This is a genomic window from Citrobacter sp. CK185 (genome assembly GCF_030333565.1).
GTDB lineage: Bacteria > Pseudomonadota > Gammaproteobacteria > Enterobacterales > Enterobacteriaceae > Citrobacter_B > Citrobacter_B koseri.
Map to the genome: position 1 here is coordinate 319,733 of NZ_JAOWFR010000022.1, position 22,408 is coordinate 342,140.

The 22,408-nt window shown below is 54.0% G+C and carries 28 protein-coding genes; 14 read left to right on the forward strand and 14 right to left on the reverse strand.

Annotated features, from left to right (window positions below; translation table 11 throughout):
• Window positions 1-3: 3 nt before the first annotated feature.
• The 3 genes from OGV79_RS07275 to rplU all read right to left on the reverse strand — a co-directional run bounded on the left by OGV79_RS07275 (window position 4) and on the right by rplU (window position 1,654).
• A complete protein-coding gene (locus OGV79_RS07275; protein ID WP_012135318.1) occupies window positions 4-969 on the reverse strand; it encodes a DMT family transporter in 966 nt (321 codons plus the stop codon).
• Window positions 970-1,065: 96 nt separating this feature from the next.
• A complete protein-coding gene (rpmA, locus tag OGV79_RS07280; RefSeq protein WP_012135319.1) occupies window positions 1,066-1,323 on the reverse strand; it encodes a 50S ribosomal protein L27 in 258 nt (85 codons plus the stop codon).
• Window positions 1,324-1,342: 19 nt separating this feature from the next.
• The gene (rplU, locus tag OGV79_RS07285; protein ID WP_000271396.1) at window positions 1,343-1,654 is read right to left on the reverse strand and encodes a 50S ribosomal protein L21; all 312 of its coding nucleotides are present in this window, start codon (window positions 1,652-1,654) and stop codon (window positions 1,343-1,345) included.
• Window positions 1,655-1,912: 258 nt separating this feature from the next.
• Here rplU and ispB point away from each other — a divergent pair, with 258 nt between their 5' ends.
• Together ispB and sfsB are read left to right on the forward strand one after the other, a co-directional pair.
• Entirely contained in the window at window positions 1,913-2,884 is a 972-nt protein-coding gene (gene ispB, locus OGV79_RS07290) for an octaprenyl diphosphate synthase (RefSeq protein ID WP_047460989.1), read from the forward strand.
• A 235-nt stretch (window positions 2,885-3,119) separates the two neighbouring features.
• The gene (gene sfsB / locus OGV79_RS07295) at window positions 3,120-3,392 is read left to right on the forward strand and encodes a DNA-binding transcriptional regulator SfsB (RefSeq protein ID WP_012135321.1); all 273 of its coding nucleotides are present in this window, start codon (window positions 3,120-3,122) and stop codon (window positions 3,390-3,392) included.
• A 70-nt stretch (window positions 3,393-3,462) separates the two neighbouring features.
• On the opposite strand, the gene murA is transcribed toward sfsB, so the two are convergent.
• The 7 genes from murA to mlaF form a co-directional block, all read right to left on the reverse strand.
• Window positions 3,463-4,722 (reverse strand): UDP-N-acetylglucosamine 1-carboxyvinyltransferase, encoded by a 1,260-nt coding sequence (gene murA, locus OGV79_RS07300; RefSeq protein ID WP_012135322.1) that lies wholly within the window; start codon window positions 4,720-4,722, stop codon window positions 3,463-3,465.
• 53 nt (window positions 4,723-4,775) lie between these two features.
• Window positions 4,776-5,030, reverse strand: coding sequence for a BolA family iron metabolism protein IbaG (gene ibaG, locus OGV79_RS07305; RefSeq protein WP_024130986.1), 255 nt, complete (start codon window positions 5,028-5,030; stop codon window positions 4,776-4,778).
• Window positions 5,031-5,199: 169 nt separating this feature from the next.
• Window positions 5,200-5,493: a lipid asymmetry maintenance protein MlaB gene (gene mlaB, locus OGV79_RS07310; protein ID WP_049010395.1), complete on the reverse strand. Its 294-nt coding sequence runs from the start codon at window positions 5,491-5,493 to the stop codon at window positions 5,200-5,202.
• Window positions 5,493-6,128, reverse strand: a complete 636-nt coding sequence (gene mlaC / locus OGV79_RS07315; RefSeq protein ID WP_012135325.1) for a phospholipid-binding protein MlaC — start codon at window positions 6,126-6,128, stop codon at window positions 5,493-5,495. Before mlaC ends, mlaB begins: the two co-directional genes overlap by 1 nt.
• Window positions 6,129-6,146: 18 nt before the next feature.
• Window positions 6,147-6,698 (reverse strand): outer membrane lipid asymmetry maintenance protein MlaD, encoded by a 552-nt coding sequence (gene mlaD / locus OGV79_RS07320; RefSeq protein WP_012135326.1) that lies wholly within the window; start codon window positions 6,696-6,698, stop codon window positions 6,147-6,149.
• A gap of 4 nt (window positions 6,699-6,702) precedes the next feature.
• Window positions 6,703-7,485, reverse strand: a complete 783-nt coding sequence (gene mlaE, locus OGV79_RS07325) for a lipid asymmetry maintenance ABC transporter permease subunit MlaE (protein WP_047460983.1) — start codon at window positions 7,483-7,485, stop codon at window positions 6,703-6,705.
• A gap of 7 nt (window positions 7,486-7,492) precedes the next feature.
• Window positions 7,493-8,305 (reverse strand): phospholipid ABC transporter ATP-binding protein MlaF, encoded by an 813-nt coding sequence (mlaF, locus tag OGV79_RS07330; RefSeq protein ID WP_012135328.1) that lies wholly within the window; start codon window positions 8,303-8,305, stop codon window positions 7,493-7,495.
• 212 nt (window positions 8,306-8,517) lie between these two features.
• Here mlaF and OGV79_RS07335 point away from each other — a divergent pair, with 212 nt between their 5' ends.
• From OGV79_RS07335 to yrbL, 12 genes are all read left to right on the forward strand, one after another.
• Window positions 8,518-9,495, forward strand: a complete 978-nt coding sequence (locus OGV79_RS07335) for a calcium/sodium antiporter (protein WP_012135329.1) — start codon at window positions 8,518-8,520, stop codon at window positions 9,493-9,495.
• 14 nt (window positions 9,496-9,509) lie between these two features.
• A complete protein-coding gene (gene kdsD / locus OGV79_RS07340) occupies window positions 9,510-10,496 on the forward strand; it encodes an arabinose-5-phosphate isomerase KdsD (RefSeq protein WP_012135330.1) in 987 nt (328 codons plus the stop codon).
• Window positions 10,497-10,515: 19 nt separating this feature from the next.
• Window positions 10,516-11,082 carry a 3-deoxy-manno-octulosonate-8-phosphatase KdsC gene (kdsC, locus tag OGV79_RS07345; protein ID WP_199976859.1) on the forward strand — a complete coding sequence of 189 codons (567 nt, stop codon included), beginning with the start codon at window positions 10,516-10,518 and terminating at the stop codon, window positions 11,080-11,082.
• The gene (gene lptC / locus OGV79_RS07350) at window positions 11,079-11,654 is read left to right on the forward strand and encodes an LPS export ABC transporter periplasmic protein LptC (protein WP_012135332.1); all 576 of its coding nucleotides are present in this window, start codon (window positions 11,079-11,081) and stop codon (window positions 11,652-11,654) included. Before kdsC ends, lptC begins: the two co-directional genes overlap by 4 nt.
• Entirely contained in the window at window positions 11,623-12,177 is a 555-nt protein-coding gene (gene lptA / locus OGV79_RS07355) for a lipopolysaccharide ABC transporter substrate-binding protein LptA (RefSeq protein ID WP_047460976.1), read from the forward strand. The genes lptC and lptA overlap by 32 nt, the downstream gene beginning before the upstream one ends.
• 6 nt (window positions 12,178-12,183) lie before the next feature.
• The gene (lptB, locus tag OGV79_RS07360) at window positions 12,184-12,909 is read left to right on the forward strand and encodes an LPS export ABC transporter ATP-binding protein (protein WP_012135334.1); all 726 of its coding nucleotides are present in this window, start codon (window positions 12,184-12,186) and stop codon (window positions 12,907-12,909) included.
• A 47-nt stretch (window positions 12,910-12,956) separates the two neighbouring features.
• A complete protein-coding gene (rpoN, locus tag OGV79_RS07365; RefSeq protein ID WP_012135335.1) occupies window positions 12,957-14,390 on the forward strand; it encodes an RNA polymerase factor sigma-54 in 1,434 nt (477 codons plus the stop codon).
• A gap of 22 nt (window positions 14,391-14,412) precedes the next feature.
• A complete protein-coding gene (gene hpf, locus OGV79_RS07370) occupies window positions 14,413-14,700 on the forward strand; it encodes a ribosome hibernation promoting factor (RefSeq protein ID WP_012135336.1) in 288 nt (95 codons plus the stop codon).
• Between the two features lie 125 nt (window positions 14,701-14,825).
• Window positions 14,826-15,317 carry a PTS IIA-like nitrogen regulatory protein PtsN gene (ptsN, locus tag OGV79_RS07375; protein ID WP_012135337.1) on the forward strand — a complete coding sequence of 164 codons (492 nt, stop codon included), beginning with the start codon at window positions 14,826-14,828 and terminating at the stop codon, window positions 15,315-15,317.
• A 36-nt stretch (window positions 15,318-15,353) separates the two neighbouring features.
• Entirely contained in the window at window positions 15,354-16,208 is an 855-nt protein-coding gene (gene rapZ / locus OGV79_RS07380) for an RNase adapter RapZ (protein ID WP_012135338.1), read from the forward strand.
• Window positions 16,205-16,477, forward strand: a complete 273-nt coding sequence (npr, locus tag OGV79_RS07385) for a PTS phosphocarrier protein NPr (protein ID WP_012135339.1) — start codon at window positions 16,205-16,207, stop codon at window positions 16,475-16,477. The genes rapZ and npr overlap by 4 nt, the downstream gene beginning before the upstream one ends.
• 210 nt (window positions 16,478-16,687) lie before the next feature.
• Window positions 16,688-17,359, forward strand: a complete 672-nt coding sequence (gene yrbL / locus OGV79_RS07390) for a PhoP regulatory network protein YrbL (protein WP_199976857.1) — start codon at window positions 16,688-16,690, stop codon at window positions 17,357-17,359.
• Here yrbL and mtgA read toward each other — a convergent pair.
• The 4 genes from mtgA to mnmL all read right to left on the reverse strand — a co-directional run bounded on the left by mtgA (window position 17,334) and on the right by mnmL (window position 22,407).
• Complete coding sequence (gene mtgA, locus OGV79_RS07395) at window positions 17,334-18,062, reverse strand: monofunctional biosynthetic peptidoglycan transglycosylase (RefSeq protein ID WP_047460963.1); 729 nt, start codon at window positions 18,060-18,062, stop codon at window positions 17,334-17,336. The two genes, yrbL and mtgA, sit on opposite strands and share 26 nt — an antisense overlap.
• Entirely contained in the window at window positions 18,059-18,712 is a 654-nt protein-coding gene (gene elbB / locus OGV79_RS07400; RefSeq protein WP_012135342.1) for an isoprenoid biosynthesis glyoxalase ElbB, read from the reverse strand. Before elbB ends, mtgA begins: the two co-directional genes overlap by 4 nt.
• A 230-nt stretch (window positions 18,713-18,942) precedes the next feature.
• Window positions 18,943-21,279, reverse strand: a complete 2,337-nt coding sequence (arcB, locus tag OGV79_RS07405; RefSeq protein WP_286468201.1) for an aerobic respiration two-component sensor histidine kinase ArcB — start codon at window positions 21,277-21,279, stop codon at window positions 18,943-18,945.
• A 198-nt stretch (window positions 21,280-21,477) separates the two neighbouring features.
• Window positions 21,478-22,407, reverse strand: a complete 930-nt coding sequence (gene mnmL / locus OGV79_RS07410) for a tRNA modification radical SAM protein MnmL/YtqA (protein WP_275155138.1) — start codon at window positions 22,405-22,407, stop codon at window positions 21,478-21,480.
• Window position 22,408: the final 1 nt, after the last annotated feature.

Sequence of the window (22,408 nt, forward strand, 5' to 3'; positions counted from 1 at the left end):
AAATCATTCGCCTGAGCGGGGTTGCGAAACCACCGTTTCATGCTTGCGTAAACCGCCCCAAATACGATGACCAATGGCGGAATACATCGCGCCCGCAACCACGACAAACGCACCGAGATAACCTAAAAGGTTTAACATCGGTCTGGCGAAGAAATCGGGCCAGGCCATAGATAATAGATCTGAAAATAACAGCGTAAACAGCGGAGTGAGCGTGATTAACGCACTCACCTGCGCTGCCTGCCAACGCGCCATCGCTTCCGCCAGGGCGCCATATCCTACCAGCGTATTCAGCCCACAGAAAATCAAACACGCGAGCTGCCAGTCGCTTAACTGCGAGATAACCCCCGGCTTCGCCAGCGGCAATAACGCAATCGTACATAAAGTGTACAGTAAAAACAGGATCTGCTGTGAGGCCAGACGACGCAATAACACCTTTTGCGCGACGCCATAACTCACCCAGACCGTCGCCGCACCGACCCCAAAGATCACACCCCAGGTGTAATCGGTCAGTTTGGTAAAAATCTCGACCAGACTGGTATTAAAGAACATCACCAGCCCACAAAGCAGCATGAGCGCGCCAATCACCTGCGTGCCGCGCATCTTTTCTTTCAAAATAAAGACGCTGGCGACCATCATGCCAACCGGTGACAGCTGACCGATAACCTGCGATGCCGTCGGACTCAAATATTGCAGGGAAGAGCTGAACAGGATGAAATTCCCGAAAAGTCCACCTGTTGCAATCGCCAGCAACACCAGCCAGCGCGGTTTGCGAAAAATACGCAATGGCGGGAGCTTTCTTTTAACTGCCAGGATCGCGCCGAGGCCGATACTCGCCATTAAAAAGCGATAGAAGACAATGGTTGGAGGTTCCATCACCTCCAGCACCTGCTTCATTGCAATTGGCAAAGCGCCCCAACACATTGCAGTGGTGAGTGCTAAAAGGATGCCAATGCCAGCCTGCTGCTTCATGCCCGTTTTCCCTACAAGAAAATTTTCCGGGTTTTCAATGTAAAAAGCCCCGCAACACGTTGCGGGGCTTTAATCCGTTACCGGACCACGAAGAACTTACTCAGCAACGATGCTGATGTATTTACGGTTGTTCGGGCCTTTAACTTCGAATTTCACTTTACCGTCTGCTTTAGCAAACAGAGTGTGGTCACGACCGCAACCTACGTTAGTGCCAGCGTGGAATTTGGTGCCACGTTGACGAACGATGATGCTACCCGCCAGAACGGTTTCGCCACCGAAACGCTTAACGCCCAGGCGTTTAGCTTCTGAATCGCGACCGTTACGAGTTGAGCCGCCAGCCTTTTTATGTGCCATTTAAATCTCTCCTCAGGTCTTAGGCGCTGATGCCAGTAATTTTCACATCAGTGAACCACTGACGGTGGCCTTGCTGCTTACGATAGTGTTTACGACGACGAAACTTAACGATTTTAACTTTCTCGCCACGACCGTGAGCAACAACTTCAGCTTTGATTACGCCGCCATCAACGAAAGGAACGCCGATTTTGACTTCTTCACCGTTTGCGATCATCAGAACTTCAGCGAACTCAATAGTTTCGCCAGTTGCGATGTCCAGCTTTTCCAGGCGAACGGTCTGACCTTCGCTTACTCGGTGTTGTTTACCACCACTTTGGAAAACCGCGTACATAAAAAACTCCGCTTCCGCGCACGCCTTTTCAATGATTCAGAGTGCGCTATAAATATTCACAATAGGGCGCGAATATTACGCAAAACGCGAGCCTTTGACAAGTGCTACCGTCAATACATGAAGAAAAAAAACACAACGTGTACGGTAACGTTTATCTGCGCCGTTTTTTCAGTACAATCAGCATATATTCCTAACCCTAAACCCTTAGTTATCTCATCCCATGATGAGTTAATCGGGGCGATAAGCCCGGCTTTTGCGATGAATTTAGAAAAAATCAATGAGTTAACCGCGCAAGATATGGCGGGTGTCAATGCGACAATCCTTGAACAGCTCAATTCCGACGTCCAACTGATCAATCAGTTAGGGTATTACATCGTTAGCGGCGGCGGAAAACGTATCCGCCCGATGATTGCCGTACTCGCTGCGCGCGCCGTTGGTTATCAGGAAAATGCGCACGTCACGATCGCTGCCTTAATCGAGTTTATCCACACCGCCACCCTGCTACACGACGATGTTGTGGATGAATCCGATATGCGTCGTGGGAAGGCAACGGCGAATGCGGCATTTGGCAACGCCGCCAGCGTCCTGGTCGGTGATTTTATCTACACCCGCGCGTTCCAGATGATGACCAGCCTTGGCTCGCTGAAAGTGCTGGAGGTAATGTCAGAAGCGGTGAACGTCATCGCCGAAGGCGAAGTGCTGCAACTGATGAACGTCAACGACCCGGACATCACCGAAGAAAATTACATGCGCGTGATTTACAGCAAAACGGCGCGCCTGTTTGAAGCTGCGGCGCAGTGTTCCGGTATTCTTGCAGGCTGCACTCCTGAGCAGGAAAAAGGGTTGCAGGATTATGGTCGTTATCTCGGTACGGCCTTTCAGCTGATTGACGATTTACTCGATTACAGCGCTGATGGCGAGCAGTTAGGTAAAAATGTCGGCGATGACCTCAACGAAGGAAAACCAACGCTGCCGCTGCTGCACGCTATGCGTAACGGTACGCCAGAGCAGGCACAAATGATCCGTACCGCCATTGAACAAGGCAATGGTCGCCACCTTCTGGAACCCGTTCTGGAAGCTATGACCGCCTGCGGTTCACTGGAATGGACGCGTCAGCGTGCAGAAGACGAGGCCGATAAAGCCATCGCCGCCCTACAGATTCTGCCTGATACGCCGTGGCGCGAAGCCCTGATCGGTCTGGCGCACATCGCCGTACAACGCGATCGTTAACCCGCCTTTCTCATCCCGTGCTTTGCGCGGGATGAATCTTTAAGTTCCAGTAAATTCCAGTTACTCATTTCTTTTCCGGCCCTTTTCCCATCGCACGTATGCTGTCACATTTTATGAATATGCATACTCTTTACAGGAACATATTAGAGCAATACTATCACCTGGCGTATAGTATTTCTCACAGGCTGATTATCCAGGCCGCAAGCGACTGACTGACCGAAGGAGTGAGGGAATAATGGAAAATAAACTCATTGACTGGCATCCCGCAGACATCATTGCCGGATTACGTAAAAAAGGGACATCTATGGCGGCGGAATCACGCAAGAATGGATTAAGTTCCTCGACGCTGGCAAACGCCCTGACCCGACCGTGGCCGAAAGGAGAGCTCATCATTGCGAAAGCGCTGGGTACAGAACCCTGGGTGATCTGGCCGTCGCGCTATCATGACCCAGAAACCCATGAGTTCATTGACAGAACGCGTCTGATGCGGGCTCGAAAAGGGAAATAGAGAAGTAAGGAACGGATAACGCTCTGAACAGTAGCCCCCGAACAGGGGCTACCAGTGCATGCGGAAAAAATTACTCGCCTTTCACACGCTCAATATTCGCGCCCAGCGCGCGCAGTTTGTCTTCAATGCGCTCATAGCCACGATCGATGTGATAAATACGATCGACCAGCGTCGTGCCTTCTGCAATGCATCCCGCCAGCACCAGGCTCGCAGACGCACGCAAGTCGGTCGCCATCACCTGCGCCCCGGAAAGTTTTTCAACGCCGTGGCAAATCACGGTGTTGCTCTCGATTTCCGCGTGCGCGCCCATACGGATCAGTTCAGGCACATGCATAAAGCGGTTTTCGAAAATGGTTTCCGTGATGAAGCCCGTCCCTTCCGCGACAAGGTTCAGCAGCGTGAACTGCGCCTGCATATCGGTCGGGAAAGCCGGGTGCGGCGCGGTGCGCACATTCACAGCTTTCGGACGCTGGCCATGCATGTCCAGGCTGATCCAGTCTTCACCGGTTTCAATATCCGCTCCGGCGTCACGCAGTTTAGCCAGTACGGCATCCAGCGTATCCGGCTGCGCGTTACGGCAGACGATTTTACCGCCGGAAATCGCCGCCGCGACCAGGAAGGTGCCGGTTTCAATGCGATCGGGCAGAACACGGTATACGCCGCCGCCCAGACGCTCAACGCCCTCAATGGTAATACGATCGGTGCCCTGACCGCTGATCTTCGCTCCCAACGTCACCAGGAAGTTCGCGGTATCGACGATCTCCGGCTCACGCGCGGCATTTTCAATCACGGTGGTCCCTTCGGCCAGCGTTGCCGCAGACATGATGGTCACCGTCGCACCGACGCTGACTTTGTCCATCACGATATGCGCGCCTTTCAGGCGACCATTAACAGACGCCTTCACATAGCCTTCTTCCAGCTTGATCTCAGCGCCCAGTTGTTCCAGGCCAGTGATGTGCAGATCGACCGGACGCGCGCCGATGGCGCAGCCGCCTGGCAGAGAAACCTGCCCCTGACCAAAACGCGCCACCAGCGGCCCCAGCGCCCAAATCGACGCACGCATGGTTTTTACCAGTTCATAAGGCGCGCAGAAGATGTTGACCTGGCTGGCGTCGATCCAGACAGAACCGTTACGTTCCACTTTCGTTCCAAGCTGGCTGAGCAGTTTCATCGTCGTATCGATGTCTTTCAGCTTTGGAACGTTCTGGATCTCTACCGGCTCTTCTGCCAGCAGCGCCGCGAAAAGGATCGGCAATGCGGCATTTTTAGCGCCTGAAATTGTGACTTCGCCCTGGAGCGTTGTCGGCCCCTGTACACGAAATTTATCCATTATTCTGTTCTCTGTTAAGAATTCATATCTGCTACCGGCGTGTCGCCCGTCGCTCAAAAACCGTTAAGTTTGCGATCGCGTTCCCATTCCGCTGGGGTATACGCTTTGATCGATACGGCATGGATACGGTTATCCGCAATAAACTCCATCAACGGGCCGTAAACAGACTGCTGCTTCTTGACCCGGCTCATGCCGTCAAACATCTCACCCACGGCGATAACCTGAAAGTGACTGCCATCGCCAGAGACGTGGACTTCCTGGAGGGAGAGTGCGCTCATCAGCACGCTCTGAATTTCATGATTTTCCATGGGCTCTTCATTCGTCAAATAGGGAAAACAGCCCAACATCTTAGAGCAAAGTGGCGCTGTCATAAATAAGCAAAAAGCCCAGCTGATAAATCAGGCAAGGCTTTGGTGGCAAATCCCACTTAGGGGTTTTGCCGGATGGCGGCACAAGGCCTTATCCGGCCTACAAAAATTAACGTGGAAGCACGTCAGCAGGCAAATTATAGAGCTTCGCCAGCGTGTAAACCTTCTCGTTTACCCCTTGCAGCGAAACGCTGTTGCCCTGTCGCTTCGCCTGATCGACAAGATGCACCAGTAACGCCAGACCACCGGTATCCACCCGGGAGACCTGGCTCAGATCGATGCAGGTTACGCCTTTCATCGCATCAACGCGCGCATCCCACAGCGGGTTCAGCACGTCCTGGTCCAGCTCTCCCGCTAATGCCAGCGTGTCACCTTCGCGCGTCCAGCTAAGTGACTGCGTCATTATTTTTTCTCTTCCAGCGAAATTTTCTGACGAGAAATTGACTGCAACTGCGCGGTCAGGCCGTCGATGCCTTTAGTACGCAGCAAATCGCTCCACTCATTCTGTTTTGTGGTGATCATGCTGACGCCTTCCGCGATCATGTCATAAGCCTGCCAGTTACCGGTCTGGGTGTTTTTACGCCACTGGAAATCCAGTCGAACCGGAGGACGGCCATTCGGATCGATGATCGTCACGCGGATCGGCACGATGGTCGCATTGCCCAGCGGTTGTTCCGGCGCAATCTGGTAAGTCTGGCCGTGGTACATCGCCAGCGCCTGACCATAAGCCTGTTTCAGGTATTCACGAAACGCCGCGAAATAGGCATCACGCTGCGCCGGCGTCGCCTCCCGGTAGTAACGACCCAGTACCAGCGCGCCCGCGTATTTCACCTGCACATACGGCAGCAGTTCCTGGTCAACGACGTCGCGCAGGTAATCCGGGTTGGCACGGATTTTCGGCTGTTCGTTTTTCAGACGATCGAAGGTTTTCTGCGCCGCCTCATTCATCAATTTATACGGGTTAGTCTGGTCCGCCGCGGTTGCCGCGCTCAACGGTGCAATGACCAGCAGCGCTACCATCATTAATCGCTTAAACATACATCGATTCTCCTGTGATTAATTTGTTGCGCCCGCAGGCGGTGTCGCTTCATTATTGCCTTCAGTTGGCGCTGGCGCATCGCCAGAATTCTTATTGTCGTCCCCTTTACTGTTGTAAAGGAACTGACCAATCATGTCTTCAAGCACCATCGCGGACTTGGTGTCCTGAATAGTGTCGCCATCTTTGAGGATAGACGTTCCCAGTTCAGGATCTTCAAACCCAACGTTTAACGCCAGATATTGCTCCCCCAGGAGACCAGAGGTGCGGATACTCAGCGAACTGGTATCAGGAATGTGGTTATAGCGCTCTTCAATATCCAGCGTGACGCGCGGCAGGTAGGTTTTCGGATCCAGCGAGATATCCGCAACCCGGCCGACAACCACCCCGCCGATGCGCACCGGAGAGCGCGCTTTCAGGCCGCCAATATTGTCGAAGGTCGCATAAATCGTGTAGGTCGGCTCCGTGCGCATTGAGGTGACATTGGCCGCTTTCAGGCAAACAAACAGCGCCGCCAGCAACGCAACCAGCAAGAAGATCCCTACCCAAATTTCACTTTTTTTCGTTTGCATGAACTCAATTCCCAAACATCAGTGCGGTCAACACAAAATCCAGACCCAGAACGGCCAAAGACGAGTGCACAACGGTGCGCGTGGTTGCGCGGCTAATCCCGGCAGAGGTCGGAATCGCGTCATACCCATTGAACAGCGCAATCCACGTTACCGTGATGGCGAACACCACGCTCTTAATCAAACAGTTCACGAGATCCAGACGCCAGTCGACGGCATCCTGCATCGCCGACCAGAAGAAACCGGCATCGATCCCCTTCCAGCTAACGCCAACCAGCGATCCTCCCCAGATGCCAACGGCCACGAAGATAATCGTCAGCAGCGGCAGCGAAATCACCCCCGCCCACAGGCGCGGAGAGATCACCCGGCGCAGCGGATCGACGGCCATCATTTCCATACTGGAGAGCTGCTCAGTCGCTCGCATAAGACCAATTTCCGCAGTCAGCGCAGACCCTGCGCGCCCGGCAAACAGCAACGCCGCGACAACCGGCCCCAGTTCACGCAGCAATGAAAGCGCCACCAGCATACCCAGGCTGGTTTCCGCGCTGTAGGTCGTCAGAACCAGATAGCCCTGCAACCCGAGCACCATGCCGATAAAAACGCCAGAGACGATAATAATGAGCATCGACAAGACGCCCACATTATAGAGCTGACGCACCAGCAGCGGCGCATGCTTGCGAAATTCCGGCTTACCAATCACCGCATTGAATAACATTAACCCGGCACGCCCGAACGTTCTGAGGGTTTTGATCCCCCGGTGTCCAAGCGATGCCAGCGCATTTAACAGCATGAGTGGCTTAACTCCCTGTTTCGAGTAAATCGGAGTGATAATCGCCCGCCGGATAGCGGAACGGAACCGGCCCGTCGGCAATACCGTCCAGGAACTGGCGGACGCGCGGGTCGGCATTTTCTTGCAGTTCCTTCGCGCTACCGTGCGCCACGATTTTTTTGTCCGCCATAATCCAGGCGTGATCCGCGATGCTCAGCACCTCCGGCACATCGTGGGACACGACAACGCAGGTTACGCCCAGCGTGCTGTTCAGTTCTGAAATCAGCTTCACCAGTACGCCCATCGTAATCGGGTCCTGACCCACAAACGGCTCATCGAACATAATGAGGTCGGGTTCCAGCGCAATAGCACGGGCTAATGCCGCACGCCGCGCCATCCCCCCGGACAGTTCAGAGGGCATGAGCTTTGCCGCGCCGCGCAGACCAACGGCTTCCAGTTTCATCATCACCGTGCTTTTCAACAGCGGCGCGGGTAAATTCGTGTGCTCCCGCAGCGGGTAGGCTACGTTATCAAACACGTTCATGTCGGTGAACAGCGCCCCCGACTGAAACAGCATGCTCATCCGTTTTCGTACCGTGTACAACCGCGAGCGAGACATAGCAGGTACGTTTTCGCCATCAAACAGTATTTCCCCGCTATCCGGCGGGATCTGTCCGCCAATCAGTCGTAACAGCGTGGTTTTACCGATCCCCGATGGCCCCATGATCGCCGTGATCTTCCCGCGTGGCACGGTCAGGGAAATATTATCGAAAATGCAGCGGTCGCCACGCGAAAAGCTGACGTCGCGCATATCGACTAAATTCGCCACAGACTGACCCATTGATTCATCCTTTGTATCGCCTTGTTGATCTAAGCATGGCGCTGAATTTAGCCATGAACCCAACATATTTACAGAATATTACCTGCCCTAGTTAGCTAAAGCTGGCATTTGTTTTACTTTTTAGCCGCATAAAGTCAAAATTAAGACTTCGTTACGGCTTCCAGAAGATCCCTCCAGTGGACCGGCGAGTATACCTGAAGAAAGGACTTTAGATGCTTTTAGCTACGGCGCTGTTAATTATTGGTTTACTTCTGGTGGTCTACAGCGCCGATCGTCTGGTGTTTGCCGCATCGATTTTGTGCCGGGCAGTGGGGATTCCTCCGCTCATTATCGGGATGACGGTCGTCAGTATCGGAACATCATTACCGGAGATAATTGTCTCAGTTGCCGCGTCGCTTCACGGGCAACTGGATTTAGCCGTGGGCACCGCGCTCGGCTCCAACATCATCAATATCTTGCTGATTCTGGGCCTGGCGGCGCTGTTTCACCCTTTTACCGTGCATTCTGATGTTTTGCGCCGCGAATTGCCGCTAATGTTATTTGTCAGTGTGCTGGCGGGTTCCGTCCTGCACGATGGCGAGCTGAGCCGTAGCGACGGAATCTTTCTTCTGCTGCTGGCCGTGCTATGGCTGCTGTTCATTGTTAAGATCGCGCGCCTGGCGGAGCGGCAGGGAAATGACAGCCTCACCCGGGAGCAGGTGGCGGAGCTGCCGCGCGAAGGCGGCTTACCCGTCGCGTTTTTGTGGCTGGGTATCGCGCTGATTATTATGCCGATGGCGACGCGGATGGTGGTTGATAACGCCACCGTACTGGCGAACTACTTCGCCATGAGCGAACTGACTATCGGCCTGACGGTAATTGCGATTGGCACCAGCCTGCCGGAGCTGGCGACGGCGATCGCGGGCATCCGCAAAGGTGAAAATGATATCGCCATTGGCAACATTATCGGCGCCAATATTTCCAATATCGCCATCGTACTGGGGCTGCCTGCATTGATTACGCCAGGCGACGTCAACCCGCTGGCGTTTGGGCGTGACTATAGCGTGATGCTGTTAGTGAGCATTGTTTTGGCATTGCTGTGCTGGCGGCGTCCGCGCCAGATTGGTCGGGGCGCAGGCGTGCTGCTGACCGGCGGTTTTATCGTATGGCTGGCGATGCTGTACTGGCTATCGCCGCTTCTTATTGGATAACGGGAAAACGGACTATGTCGCACTTAGCGTTACAACCGGGTTTTGACTTTCAGAAAGCAGGCAAAGACGTCCTGGAGATTGAACGTGAAGGCCTGGCGGAGCTTGATCAATACATCGACCAGAACTTCACGCTCGCCTGTGAAAAAATCTTCTCGTGCACAGGCAAAGTCGTTGTCATGGGGATGGGAAAATCAGGTCATATCGGGCGGAAAATGGCCGCCACCTTTGCCAGCACCGGCACTTCCGCCTTTTTTGTTCACCCGGGCGAGGCCGCGCATGGCGATCTCGGCATGGTCACCTCGCAGGATGTGGTGATCGCGATTTCCAACTCTGGCGAATCCAATGAGATTGCCGCATTAATCCCGGTTCTCAAACGCTTGCAGGTGCCGCTGATTTGTATCACCGGGCGGCCAGAAAGCAGCATGGCGCGTGCGGCGGATGTGCATCTGTGTGTTAAAGTGCCGAAAGAAGCCTGCCCGTTGGGTCTGGCGCCGACCAGCAGCACCACGGCTACGCTGGTCATGGGCGATGCGCTCGCAGTCGCGTTATTAAAAGCCCGCGGCTTTACCGCCGAAGATTTTGCGTTGTCGCATCCGGGCGGCGCACTTGGCCGTAAACTTCTGCTGCGCGTTAACGATATCATGCACACCGGCGATGAAATCCCGCATGTGAATAAAAACGCCAGCCTGCGTGATGCCCTGCTGGAAATTACGCGTAAAAATCTCGGCATGACCGTCATTTGTGATGACACAATGAAGATTGACGGCATCTTTACCGATGGCGACTTGCGTCGTGTTTTCGATATGGGTGTGGATGTTCGCCAGTTAGGGATTGCCGACGTCATGACGCCAGGGGGAATTCGCGTTCGCCCCGGTATTCTCGCCGTTAACGCCCTGAACTTAATGCAGTCCCGTCATATCACCTCCGTTTTGGTTGCTGATGGCGACCAGTTACTGGGTGTGTTACATATGCATGATTTACTGCGTGCAGGCGTAGTGTAGAAACTCAAGGATAAAAGAAATGAGTAAAGCAGGTGCGTCGCTTGCGACCTGTTATGGCCCCGTCAGTACACAGGTTATCACCCAGGCGGAAAACATCCGTCTGCTCATCCTCGATGTGGATGGCGTGCTGTCTGATGGTCTGATTTATATGGGCAACAACGGTGAAGAGCTGAAGGCCTTTAACGTCCGTGATGGCTACGGCATTCGCTGTGCGCTCACTTCCGGGATTGAGGTCGCTATTATTACCGGACGAAAGGCTAAACTTGTAGAAGATCGCTGTGCCACCCTGGGGATCACGCATCTCTATCAGGGGCAGTCGGACAAACTTATCGCGTTTGGCGACCTGCTCGATAAGCTGGGCGTTGCGCCTGAAAATGTGGCTTACGTCGGTGACGATCTGATCGACTGGCCGGTGATGGAAAAAGTGGGTCTGAGCGTTGCGGTCGCTGATGCGCATCCGCTCCTGATCCCCCGCGCCGACTATGTGACGCATATCGCCGGTGGACGCGGCGCGGTGCGGGAAGTGTGCGATCTACTCTTGCTGGCGCAGGGTAAGCTTGATGAGGCCAAAGGGCAATCGATATGAGTAAAACCAGACGTTGGGTTATCATTCTACTGTCGTTGGCCGTACTGGTGTTGATCGGAATTAATCTGGCGGATAAAGACGATCCTGCTCAGGTTGTGGTGAACACCAGCGATCCGACTTATAAGAGCGAGCATACCGATACGGTCGTCTATAGCCCGGAAGGCGCGTTGAACTATCGTCTTATTGCGCAGCACGTTGAATATTATTCAGAACAGGCGCTTTCGTGGTTTACCCAACCGGTATTAACCACCTTTGATAAAGATAAAGTCCCGACATGGTCGATTAAAGCGGATAAGGCGAAATTGACCGAAGACCGGATGCTCTATCTGTATGGTCACGTTGAAGTCAATGCGCTGGCGCCTGACGCTCAACTACGCAGAATCACGACGGATAACGCGACGATCAACCTGGTGACGCAGGATGTCACCTCTGAAGATCTGGTCACGTTATACGGAACAACATTTAACTCCAGCGGACTGAAAATGCGCGGCAACTTACGCAGCAAGAACGCCGAGCTGATTGAAAAGGTTAGAACCTCCTATGAAATTCAAAACAAACAAACTCAGCCTTAATCTTGTGCTTGCCAGCACACTTCTGGCCGCCAGTCTTCCGGCGTTCGCGGTCACCGGCGATACCGAACAACCGATTCATATTGAATCGGACCAGCAGTCACTGGATATGCAGGGTAACGTGGTGACGTTTACCGGAAATGTCGTCGTGACTCAGGGCACCATCAAAATCAATGCCGACAAAGTGGTCGTCACCCGTCCGGGCGGCGAGCAAGGCAAAGAGGTGATCGACGGCTTCGGCAACCCGGCGACGTTTTATCAGATGCAGGACAACGGCAAGCCGGTAAAAGGCCATGCCCAAAAAATGCATTATGAGCTGGCGAAAGATTTCGTCGTCCTGACCGGTAACGCCTACCTGGAGCAGCTCGACAGCAACATCACCGGCGATAAGATCACTTACCTGGTGAAAGAGCAGAAAATGCAGGCGTTCAGCGAAAAAGGCAAACGTGTAACGACGGTTCTGGTGCCGTCGCAGTTGCAGGACAAAAACAAAGACCAGACCCCGGCACAGAAGAAGGGTAACTAATTCGTTATGGCAACATTAACTGCAAAGAATCTTGCGAAAGCCTATAAAGGCCGTCGCGTGGTGGAAGATGTCAGCCTGACCGTGAATTCCGGGGAGATCGTCGGTCTGCTCGGGCCGAACGGCGCAGGCAAAACCACCACCTTCTACATGGTGGTGGGCATTGTGCCACGCGACGCTGGCAACATTATTATTGACGATGAAGACATCAGCCTGCTGCCGCTGCATGCCCGCGCGCGTCGCGGTATTGGCTATTTACCGCAGGAAGCCTCCATTTTCCGCCGTCTGAGCGTGTTTGATAACCTGATGGCGGTGCTGCAAATTCGTGACGATCTCACGACCGAACAGCGTGAAGACCGCGCCAATGAACTGATGGAAGAGTTCCACATCGAGCATCTGCGCGACAGCCTCGGACAAGCGTTGTCCGGCGGTGAACGCCGCCGTGTGGAGATTGCCCGCGCACTGGCCGCAAATCCGAAATTTATCCTGCTGGATGAACCGTTTGCAGGCGTTGACCCGATTTCCGTCATCGACATCAAACGCATTATCGAGCACCTGCGCGACAGCGGCCTCGGCGTTCTGATTACCGACCACAACGTTCGTGAGACGCTGGCGGTGTGTGAACGCGCGTATATTGTCAGCCAGGGGCATCTGATCGCACACGGCACACCGACAGAAATCCTGCAAGACGAGCACGTTAAGCGCGTATACCTTGGGGAAGACTTCAGACTCTGATAGGGTAGAAGACTGCGACGTCACAGCGGGAGAAAACGACTCTGAACATGAAGCAAGGTTTGCAACTCAGGCTCAGCCAACAACTGGCGATGACGCCCCAGCTACAACAGGCCATCCGTCTGTTGCAGTTGTCTACGCTGGAACTTCAGCAGGAACTTCAGCAAGCGCTGGAGAGTAATCCGCTGCTTGAGCAAACCGATCTTCACGATGAAATCGACACGCGCGAAACCCAGGACAACGAAGCCCTGGATACCGCAGACGCGCTCGAACAAAAAGAGATGCCCGAAGAGCTGCCGCTTGACGCCAGCTGGGATGAGATTTACACCGCAGGTACGCCGTCCGGCACCAGCGGCGACTACATCGACGACGAGCTGCCGGTGTACCAGGGCGAAACCACGCAGTCCCTCCAGGACTACCTGATGTGGCAAGTCGGGCTGACTCCGTTCTCGGATACCGATCGCGCGATTGCCACCTCAATTGTCGATGCCGTTGATGATACCGGCTATCTCACCATTTCGCTGGATGACATTCTCGAAAGCATCGGCGATGAAGAGATCGGCCTCGATGAAATAGAAGCGGTACTCAAACGCGTTCAGCGCTTCGATCCCATCGGCGTGGCGGCGAAAGATCTCCGTGACTGCCTGCTGATCCAGCTCTCACAGTTCGATAAATCCACGCCCTGGCTGGAAGACGCCCGGTTGATCATCAGCGATCACCTCGATCTGCTGGCCAATCATGACTTCCGCACCCTGATGCGCGTTACGCGGCTGAAAGAAGAGGTGCTGAAAGAGGCGGTCAATCTTATCCAGTCGCTCGATCCCAGACCGGGTCAGTCTATCCAGACCGGCGAACCTGAATATGTGATCCCGGATGTGCTGGTGCGTAAGCATAACGGTTACTGGATGGTGGAGCTGAACGGCGACAGCATTCCCCGTCTACAGATCAATCAACATTATGCCGCCCTGTGCAACGGCGCGCGTAATGATGCCGACAGCCAGTTCATTCGCAGCAACCTTCAGGATGCGAAGTGGCTGATCAAAAGTCTGGAAAGCCGCAACGACACCCTGTTACGCGTGAGCCGCTGTATTGTTGAGCAGCAGCAGGCCTTCTTCGAGCAAGGCGAAGAGTTTATGAAACCGATGGTGCTGGCGGACATCGCCCAGGCCGTCGAGATGCACGAATCGACGATTTCCCGTGTGACCACGCAGAAGTATCTGCACAGTCCACGCGGCATTTTTGAACTGAAGTATTTCTTTTCCAGCCATGTGAATACCGAAGGCGGAGGCGAAGCCTCTTCCACGGCGATACGTGCGCTGGTGAAGAAATTAATTGCTGCGGAGAACCCCGCGAAGCCGCTGAGCGACAGCAAGTTAACCTCTATGTTGTCGGATCAGGGTATCATGGTGGCGCGCCGCACCGTTGCGAAGTACCGAGAGTCTTTATCCATTCCGCCGTCCAATCAGCGCAAACAGCTGGTTTGAACCAACCGATAAGGAAGACACTATGCAGCTCAACATCACTGGAAATAACGTCGAAATTACTGAAGCCCTGCGCGACTTTGTCTCAACCAAATTCGCCAAACTTGAGCAGTATTTTGACAGGATTAATCAGGTCTACGTTGTTTTGAAAGTGGAGAAGGTAACACACATCTCGGATGCGACACTGCATGTAAACGGTGGCGAAATTCACGCCAGCGCGGAAGGTCAGGATATGTATGCCGCCATTGACGGTTTGATCGATAAACTGGCAAGGCAGCTAACGAAACACAAAGATAAACTGAAACAACACTAATTGTCCGGGCAGTTAGCGAGTGCAGGACGGCCTGTTGTGACGCACAACAGGCCATTTGTACAGTTAGCGCTCCGAATCTGCCTCATCAGGAATCATCCTGATGGAACAGGTTCTTAGGTGAAATTATGACAAATAACGATACGACTCTACAACTGAGCAGCGTACTTAACCAGGAATGTACGCGCAGCGGCGTTCACTGCCAGAGCAAAAAACGTGCGCTGGAGATTATCAGTGAACTGGCGGCAAAACAGCTCAGCCTGCCTCCGCAGGTGGTATTTGAAGCAATCCTGACGCGTGAGAAAATGGGCAGTACCGGCATTGGCAATGGTATCGCCATCCCGCACGGCAAGCTGGAAGAAGATACGCTGCGCGCCGTCGGCGTGTTCGTCCAACTCGAAACGCCTATCGCTTTCGATGCCATTGATAATCAACCGGTCGATCTGCTTTTCGCCCTGCTGGTGCCCGCAGATCAGACCAAAACGCATCTGCATACACTGTCGCTGGTCGCTAAACGTCTGGCGGATAAAACCATCTGCCGCCGTCTGCGCGCCGCGCAGAGTGACGAAGAGCTGTATCAAATCATCACTGACACCGAAGGTGGAAAGGATGAGGCATAACCACCCAATGGCATCTGTTGTGAGGAGAAACGGTACATGGTACTGATGATCGTCAGCGGTCGTTCAGGGTCAGGGAAATCTGTCGCCCTGCGTGCGCTGGAAGATATGGGTTTTTACTGCGTGGACAACCTCCCCGTGGTGCTGTTGCCCGATCTGGCTCGTACGCTGGCCGATCGCCAGATTTCTGCGGCCGTCAGCATTGACGTGCGTAACATGCCTGAGTCCCCTGAAATTTTCGAGCAGGCGATGAACAACCTGCCCGATGCGTTTTCACCACAGCTTCTGTTCCTTGATGCCGATCGCAACACGCTGATTCGCCGTTACAGCGATACGCGCCGTCTGCATCCGCTTTCCAGCAAAAATCTCTCCCTGGAGAGCGCCATCGACCAGGAAAGCGATCTGCTGGAACCGCTGCGTTCCCGCGCCGATCTGATTGTCGATACCTCTGAAATGTCCGTGCATGAACTGGCGGAAATGCTGCGTACCCGTCTGCTGGGCAAACGCGAGCGCGAGCTGACAATGGTGTTCGAGTCCTTCGGCTTCAAGCACGGTATTCCAATCGATGCCGATTATGTTTTTGACGTGCGCTTCCTGCCTAACCCGCACTGGGACCCGAAACTGCGTCCAATGACCGGCCTCGATAAACCGGTTGCGGCATTCCTCGACAGACACACAGAAGTACACAATTTTATCTACCAGACTCGCAGCTATCTTGAGTTATGGTTACCCATGCTGGAGACAAACAACCGTAGCTATCTCACCGTAGCCATCGGCTGTACCGGCGGGAAACACCGTTCGGTGTATATTGCAGAACAGCTGGCAGACTACTTCCGCTCACGCGGTAAGAACGTGCAGTCACGCCATAGAACGCTGGAAAAACGCAAAACATGACCGTGAAGCAGACTGTAGAAGTCACGAACAAGCTGGGTATGCATGCCCGGCCTGCCATGAAACTGTTTGAATTAATGCAGGGTTTTGAGGCCGAAGTGCTGTTACGCAATGATGAAGGCACCGAAGCCGAAGCCAATAGCGTCATTGCCCTGCTGATGCTGGACTCTGCTAAAGGTCGCCAGATAGAAATTGAAGCTACCGGCCCGCAGGAGGTCGAAGCGCTGGCGGCGGTGATCGCGCTGTTCAATTCAGGATTCGACGAAGATTAGGCCATTTCGCTTTCGTCTCTTCCTCTCCCCCAGAAAACGCCACCCGGCGTTTTTTTTATTCCCTCGTCTTTCTGCCTGCGTCGATATTGTACATTCCGTGCGCTTTTCCGTCCTGATTAAACCTTAAGAAAACCTTAAGAGGGGTTGTTTACGTTCTATTTAAGTTGAGCGTTCATACTGGTTCTATTAGCAACATTACCAGGAGATCTCATGATACTTTTATCTGAACAAAATCCCCTGGGCACCGGACGCCATCGTAAATGTTATGCGCATCCGGGCGATGCCCAACGCTGCATTAAGATCATTTACAATGCCGACCGCAGCGGCAAGAAAGAGATCCGCCGTGAGCTGAAATATTACGCGCATCTGTCACGTTACCTGCAAGACTGGAGCGGCATCCCGCGCTATCACGGTACGGTAGAGACCGATTGTGGTACGGGCTACGTCTACGATGTGATAACCGATTTCGATGGCAAACCGTCCGTCACGCTGACTGAATTTGTGGCGCAGTGCCGCAATGACGAAGATGCCGCCGTCCTGCGCCAGTTGCTGAAAACGCTCAAGCGTTATATCTACGATAACCGCATCGTCACCATGACCCTGAAGCCGCAAAATATTCTGTGTCACCGCATTAGCGAATCCGAAGCGATCCCGGTGATCTGCGACAACATCGGCGAGAGCACGCTGATCCCGCTGGCAAGCTGGTCAGCCTGGTTTTGCCATCGCAAACAGGAAAGACAGTGGGAACGGTTGATCGCCCAACCGGGTCTGGTGGCGGCGCTGAAGATGAACCGCCAGGAAGAAGACAAAAGCGCGCTGCCGCTCCCCTCTCTTGAGGCCGCGCGTCAGCACAATCTTAATACAGATGGTTACGCGTCATAAACGATTCGCCGCCCAACTGGCGCATTTGACGCAAAATCCACGCCTGACGGCTACGCACGTAGCCTGAAGGCGCGTTCGCTTTAAAGCGTAAAGGGTTTGGCAGCACCGCCGCTAATAGCGCGGCTTCTGACATACTTAACCGGCTGGCTGGTTTATTAAAATAGCGCTGCGACGCCGCTTCCACGCCAAACACGCCATCGCCAAACTCCGCAATATTCAGGTAGACGGTCAGGATGCGTTTTTTACTCCAGACGGTTTCCAGCCCGACGGTGAGCCCGGCCTCCAGCCCTTTGCGCAGCCAACTGCGGCCATCCCATAAAAAGAGATTCTTCGCCGTTTGCTGAGAAAGCGTGGACGCCCCACGAATTCGGTTTTCATTACGCTCATTGTGCGCCAGCGCCTTCTCAATGGCCGAAACATCAAATCCCCAGTGCTCCGGGAATTTCTGATCTTCCGCCGCAATCACCGCCAGCCCCATCCACGGCGAGATCTCATCCATGCCAGCCCAGTCGGAATGCGCAACATAGCCGAAATCGCCTTGCAGCCACGCGCTAATCTGCCGCTCCACCATCACTGCGGAAAAAGGCACCGGAACGACGCTGAACAGCGCGATGCCGCCGCCCCAAAAAACCGCCAGCACCACAAGGATGCGCAGGAGCAAACGGCGCAGGGACGCCAGCGGAGTGAAACGCCCTTTACTCATTCAGCCAGAACCAGTACGCGAGACACCAGTTTTTCAATGCCGGTCGCCGCCTGTGCAATATCCTGCGCCAGCATGTAAGCAGGCGTGGTGACAATTTTGTTATCTTCATCCACCACAATATCGTCAACCGGACATGGCACATGCTCGGCCCCCATATCTTCCAGCACTTCCGCCGTATCGATATCGGTGCCAATCGTCAGACGAAGCGGGAAACCAAAAATCCTGGGCAGCATTGCCGGGGCAATGCACATAAACCCTAACGGCTTACCCGACTGGTGCATGGCGATTGCCAGCGCGGCCAGGTCGCTATCTACCCGGCACTCACTGCCCTGGCTGGCAAAATTACTCAGGTTTTTCGCCGCGCCAAATCCACCCGGAACAATCAGCGCGTCCAGATCGCTGGAGACCGCCTGGGCGAGTGGACGAATTTCCCCTCGCGTAATGCGCGCGGCTTCGATCAGGACATTTCGCGTCTCCGCCATCGCTTCGCCCGTCAGGTGATTAATCACATCAGCCTGCTGTTTATCCGGCGCAAAGCAGATGGCCTGCGCGCCGCTGCGGGCAATCGCCAGAAGGGTCAGAACGGCTTCATGAATCTCGGCGCCGTCGTATACGCCACATCCACTGAGCACTACGCCAATTTTTTTCATCGTGATGATCCTTTTCGCAACTTACTGAAGCGTATTAATAATTCTGATTAAAATGCTGCGCTTCACACATTTAACTGATTCATGTAACAAAACATTTAAGATTTGCTATCTTAACTGCGTGCGGCCTGAAAAGCAGAGCTGCGCCTGTGTAAAAAACAATCATAACTTACGGCGCAGCCACGATTTCCCTGGTGTTGGCGCAGTATTCGCGCACCCCGGTCAATCCGGGGTCATTTTTTTTCCGCGTTTGCCACCCAGGCTTTCAGCACCGCGACGTCGTGCTGCCACTCCTGCTTCATCTCTTCAAGCCATTCCCCCACGTTATCTTCCCAGGCAGGAAGATCCGGCGACTGAATTTGCTGACCCAGTTGCTGTAGATGACGCAACCCGACGGAGCCCGCCGCGCCTTTAATTTTGTGGCCTTCTTCAACAACGCCTTTGGTATCCCGCGCCGTCAGGTTGGACTCCAGAATGCTTAAGTAACCCGGCATCATTTTTTCGAACACCGCCAGTCCATCCGTAATTAATTTCGGGCCGACCAGTTCGATATACTGCTCTAACATCGGGATATCTAACAACGCTTGCGATTTACTGCTCTCTTCAGATGTCACAGTGCTCTCCTCTTCGTTACGGGTATCCCAGTATTTTTTAATCATGGCGGTTAACGCCGGAACCGACAGCGGCTTGCTCAACACATCATCCATTCCCGCGTCCAGATACTCTTTCTTGTCTTTCAGGACGTTAGCAGTGAGTGCGACCAGCGGCGGTAATTCTTCCCGCGCATAGCGGCGGGTAAGTTCTCTGGAGATATCCAGACCCGTCATATCCGGCAGTTGAATATCCAGCAGCAGCAGATCGTATTCACCCGGGGTGAACATTTCCAGCGCGGCTTTCCCGGTCATCGCCACGTCAACGCTGTTGCCCAGTTTTTCCAGCACTGAACGCGCCACAATGACGTTCAGCTCAATGTCCTCGACCAGCAGCACATGCAGCGCAGGCAGCGGCATGTCATTATCTTCCAGCGTGTCCTCGACCTCTTCCGCCACGGCTGGCGCATGTACGGTTAACGTAAAGACGGAACCTTTACCCGGCTGGCTGGAAACGGTGATGTCGCCGCCCATATTTTTTGCCAGACGGCGCGATACCGCCAGGCCAATCCCGGTCCCCGTCGCGGGTTTACCGCCATGACTGTCTTTCACCTGATAATACATGGCGAAGATTTTATCCTGCTCATCCTGCGGAATACCGATGCCGGAATCTTCCACGTCAAAATGCAGCACATCGCCTTCGTCATAGCGTACGCGCACCGTCACCTGCCCTTGCTGGGTAAACTTCACGGCGTTGCTGATCAGGTTCCACAGAATTTGGCGCAAACGTGTGCCGTCGGTGATCACCTTATGCGGCAGCGGCAACGTCGGATCGAGCACAAAGCGTAGCCCTTTTTGCTGCGCTTGCAGGCCGGAGAGATTCTCCAGATCCGCCATGAAACTGGTGAAATCTACCGGCTGGTTATCCAGTTGGACTTTACGCCGCTCCATCTTATCCATATCAATGATATCGTTGAAAATATTCCCCAACGTGACCGCAGAGACATGGATGGTTTTCAGGTATTTTTCCTGCTCGCTGGTAAGGTCGGTATCCAGCAGAATGCGGCTTAAGCCGACAATGCCGTTCAGCGGCGTACGCAGCTCGTGGCTGATCGTAGAGATAAACGTGGTCTTGTCGCGGCTGGCGCGTTCAAGCGCGTCCTGATAACGCTTACGTTCCGTAATATCGCGCCCAAAGCCCATCAGGCCATGACGTTTACCAACGCGGTCGTAATAGGGCACCTTGCGAATTTCAAAGCACGCTTTGCGCCCGTCCGGGTAATCGAGCCACTGTTCATAGGTCAACGAGACGTTATGGCGGAAGACTTTTTCGTCGGTCTCAATCACTTTTTCCGCCGCTTCGGGAGAATAGACGTCAGCCGGTTTTAAATGGACGAGCTGTTTTTCACTCTTGCCGGTCAGCAGTTCCATCGCGCGGTTACAGCCGGAAAACTCTTTATCCTCATTGCGATAAAAAACCAAATCCGGCGACGCATCGAGGAAAGAGCGTAAGAAAGAGGATTGCTGTTCAAGCTGAATCTGCGTCTCTTCACGCTCCTTGATTTCCACTTTTAGCTGTTCGAAGGTCGACTGGCGCTCAGCCTCCGCTTTTTCGCGATCGGCAATTTCCTGATTAAGCTGAGCAATATTGTCTTTCAGTTGTACCGTGAGTTTGAGATCGCGCTCGCGCATCTCTTCCAGCTTTTGTACCAGCCGTGACAGGCGCTGCCTGGACTCCTCCAGTTGCTCCACCACCACCGACAAGAAATAGACGGCCCAGGGCGTGATTAACAGGCCAAAAAAGATGGAGCGGATGACATCAATACTTTCGACCTGACCATGCAACACCATGGTGACCGCCATCTGCACCACTATCGCCAGCACCACCAGCGCTAATGCCAACAGCATCGAAAAGCGCACCAGACCCAGCTTCATCATCAGGTCGACATAGTATTGCGCCAGCATACGAATTTGCTTCATAGGGGATTCCTTCACGACAACTTCGCACAATAATACTCAATTCTGAGCAGTACGTTGAAAATTGTGCAATAAATGCGGAGGTTATCGGTGAAATGACCGGGTAGGCGGTAGGCCGGATAAGGCATAGCCGCCATCCGGCAATGTGCGCCAGGCTGCCTGATGGCGCTTCGCTTATCAGGCCTACACGCCTACGGATGGTTAGCTCTCCGGCTGCACCCACGGAGTGCCAAGCGCAGAGCCTTGCGCGCCATGTTCGTTAAGATAGCGGTCCAGCTCCACCATACCCGTCCAGCGATTTTCACACCATAGCGGGGCGAGCAACGTCGGACGACGGGCGCTGGCGGAAATGCGATGATAAATAACCTCCGGCGGCGTACGACGAATCATCTCCCCCGCCGTCAGCGTGTACGCCTCCAGCGCAATGCCGTTCAGGCGTCCCGCCTCCCAGGCTTTCGCCATAATGCTGCCTTTTACAATATGCAGCGGGTGCAGCTTAATGCCATCCACGCCCGTTTCCACCACGCGCTCCAGCGTTTGCAGGCATTCCGTCTGCCCTTCGCCGGGTAAACCCACAATCAGATGCGAGCACACTTTCAGCCCGCGTTCGCGCGCCAGTTGGGTGGTTCGCTGATAACAGGCAAAATCATGGCCGCGATTAATACGGCGCAGCGTTTTGTCATGCGCGGTTTGCAATCCCAGTTCCAGCCACACTTCATAGCCCTGGTCTTTATATTCGCAGAGCAGATCGAGCACCGCATCCGGCACACAGTCGGGGCGCGTACCGACGCACAGCCCGACAATACTGGCCTGGCTTACCGCCTGCTGATACATAGAACGCAGCACCTGCACTTCGGCAAAGGTACTGGTGTACGCCTGGAAATAGGCCAGATAACGTTTGGCGCGATTGACCAGATGCGCCTGATGCGCCAGTTGTTCGGCAATAGAGCGATACTGCTGCGCCTCATCGGCGAAAGAGGCGACATTACAGAAAGTACACCCGCCACGTCCGATGGTGCCATCGCGGTTTGGACAGCTAAATCCGCCGTGCAACGTCAGTTTATGAACTTTTTGCCCATAACGACGAGAAAGATCCCCACCAAACATATTGACTAATTTCTGTAACTGCATA